1 protein-coding gene and 1 pseudogene are annotated in these 3,038 nt (G+C 38.4%); one reads left to right on the top strand and one right to left on the bottom strand.

Features of this window, described 5'->3' with window-relative positions; genetic code table 11:
* A pseudogene (locus IQ229_RS21100) lies at positions 1-2,009 on the bottom strand (hypothetical protein); the annotation flags it as partial.
* Between the two features lie 47 nt (positions 2,010-2,056).
* Here IQ229_RS21100 and IQ229_RS21095 point away from each other — a divergent pair.
* Positions 2,057-2,587, top strand: coding sequence for a hypothetical protein (locus IQ229_RS21095; RefSeq protein WP_228013621.1), 531 nt, complete (start codon positions 2,057-2,059; stop codon positions 2,585-2,587).
* Positions 2,588-3,038 lie beyond the last annotated feature (451 nt).

The following is a 3,038-nucleotide window of genomic DNA, read 5'->3' as shown; positions in this document are numbered from 1 at the left end:
CATCCTTCTTCAATCATGCTCCGGTACATTTGACGGTTAATGTCCATTGCTTGCTGGATAATTTCGGGAGTTCTTTGACAATGAGCAATTTCAACAACCCCTTGCATATAAGGCTTGTATTCTTCTCGAATTAACTTTGGATCTTTCTGGCGTTCTTGCTCAAACAGGGTTTCGTAATGGTTAGAAACTTTGTCTAGATAATTTGATTTCTGCTCAAAAGTACCGTAAGTCTTTAGTACCTCAATTTCTGATTCTAATGCTTCTAGTGCTGTCACTTGATTGTTGATTATGCCCACGCTGATGCTATCGCTCATGTGGATAGCGATTTTTTCAAATGGGGGTTGGGTTCCATCGGTGGGTTCATAAAATGATTGTTTTTTGAGCTTAACCGTGGGCGAATAGGCGTTTTGGGGAAGATTTCTTCGCTCTGCCTCTGCTGTTAAATTAGGATATAAGCTAGCTCTTGCTATACCAATGCAGTCACCATCGTAGTCTCGTGCTTGGCGTTCTGATTCGGTTTCTGCTGGGTCAATAAAATCAACATCAATCCCTCGTGCTTCTAACTCTGTAATTCTGGCTTGTATGCGCTTGTGGTCTTCGTCATTGACTACAATTATGCCTTGCAAAGATTTACCATCTGGAGCAACACGGTCTTCAACGTGTTTATTAGTAGAGACACACAATCCATTAGAGTTGAGGAAAGGAGAGCGAAAGTTAAGAACTTTTTCTCCAAGCTTCAGCCAAGGGACACAGATTTCACCATTTTTGAGTTCCTTGGAAGGAATAATCATTCCTCGGTCGAAAGTAAGCGTTTTCCCAACAGCAATATCTCGCCACTCACTTTGTACAAAACGGTTTAATTCCTGTTTGACCTTCTCAGTTTCTAAAAGCTGCTGATGCCCTAGTAAATCAGCTTTAATGAGTTTGTACATAAACAAGTCATCTTTAGTACTCTCGTCATCTAATTCCTCATCTGTATCTAAATCGTCATTTGTCCCTAAGTTTTTAACATCTGGCTCAAGGTTTGTGATCTCTCCTATTTTTAATTTACTTTGGTTCAATGATTCTTTGCGTTTTTCGTATCTTTCACAATAGTAAGCAGCAACAATTCTTGGGTCATCTTGAATAGAGGCTAATCTTTGGGCTTGTACCTCTAGTTCCTCGACAAAATCTTTAAGTCCGTGAGGAAAAGATGCCAATAGTTGGGAGATAGACATCTGTCCTTGTTGAGATTGTCCTTTTTCAGCTAACCAAATATTTTGCTGATATAATCCTGGTTGAATTTGAGGTTTAGTAGGGCCTTTGGGTCTATCCTTGTCTGTTCCCTTAAAACTGCTTACGGGAAGAATTATGTCGATTTTTGGTTCATTTTTAGTATCTGCATATTTTATTCTATCTAGTCTGTATGGTCGGAGTGTTCCTTTGCCAAAGCGATATTTAGTAGTATCTTCTCCAACTCCATCTACCCAACCAAATCGATGCTGAATTACACGATAGCTTTTATCTGGTTGAGATTCTCTTAAGGTTACTTTGTCATAGAGTTGTGTTGAAATCTGCCCATAACAGTCACCAACTAATTTATATGCTAAATCATTTGATAATATCCCTCCATTTTCACCAGCCTTTTCAGTAGAATCATCTACTACCAGAATGTTTAGCTTTTCGTGAATCGCATTTTTACAAGCCCCAAGAAAGATGGAACCATAAGCCCCACGGTCTTTACTATCTGGACAAATTTTTTGAATCGTTTCTAAACATTCTTTATCTCCATAAAGTAAGCGAGTCTTAGAAGACAGTAATAAAATTTGTCCATCTGGATGATTCTTTAATTCTTCAGCAGTACTGTATTCATCTGAGTGTCCAAATGAAAATTCTTTACCAGGAAAGTAGAATTCCAGTAAAGTATTATTGAGCTTTTCAGTTAGAATTGATTGAGAGTTCGTTTTGTTATCGTCTGTATAGATCCACTGATTTAAACGAGGGTCAAAATGCTTAAATTCCAAAGTCATAATATTTAAAGTTTGATGAACATTAATTAATTTTTTGAGAGGTTTTTATGTCAAGGATTAAGCGTTGGATAAATATGCACAAGAAAGAGTTCCATCCAGATGGCAGCTTGAAAAATGAAGCTCGACAAGAAATGTTATCTGTAGGAATGAGTAACGAGGCAATTGATGATTATGCCTCTAGACTAAAAGCAAGATACGACGAGTGGAAGCACTTGGACGAGACTGATCCAGAACCGTGGCCAATCTACACAGCCTACGATTTCTTCACTGAACAAGAGAAAAAGGAATTTAACCCAGATGGTTCTCTCAGACCTGAATATGTAGAATATGCTCTTCAAATTGGCATCAGTGAAAGTGCGCTAGAGCAGCTTGAGTGGCGTAAGAAAATGGAGGTTGATCATTATAATAAAATGTCTGCCTCACACGTAGAACAAGGCATCAACTTTGGTGAATGGTTGATGGAAGGGAGGATTGGAAACAGCAGAACATACGGACAACGCCGTCAGCAGATGGAGCAAGACCTGCGTAACTTTGAGGATGTTGACAGTTTGCCTTTCGACAAGGACACCTCTTATTAAAGTAGGTGAGTTACCCTGTAAAGAAAGTTTTTATCCATCAAATGCAGTGCTTTTACCTGAATATGTGAAAGAAAGCGATCGCCTCACCTTGGCATGAAAGTAAATATTCATAAACTGCCTTTTTACTTCGTTGACTTGAAAGATTTTAGAAATTACTGATGGAGTATCATAGTCAGTAATCGCAGTGCAGTAAATAAAAAGGAGTCATGAGTCAGAATTCAGGAGTCAGAATACTCCACCCATGAAGGGATGAAGTTTTAATTCAGGAAGAATATTTTAATTTTTTCGCTTGACTTCGGGCGTTAGCGTAGCGGGACGAAGTACGGTTTTAAGCAATATTCATGAACCACTCGTACAGAATTTATGCTGAATTTTGACTCCTGACTTCTGAATTATTCTTATAAATATACCGCCCTGTAACTGTGCTTATCTATGATGCTTTTTACTGTGT

It is taken from the genome of Nostoc cf. edaphicum LEGE 07299, from assembly GCF_015207245.1.
Taxonomy (GTDB): Bacteria; Cyanobacteriota; Cyanobacteriia; order Cyanobacteriales; family Nostocaceae; genus Nostoc; species Nostoc edaphicum_B.
This window is presented reverse-complemented; position numbering and strand designations above follow the sequence as displayed.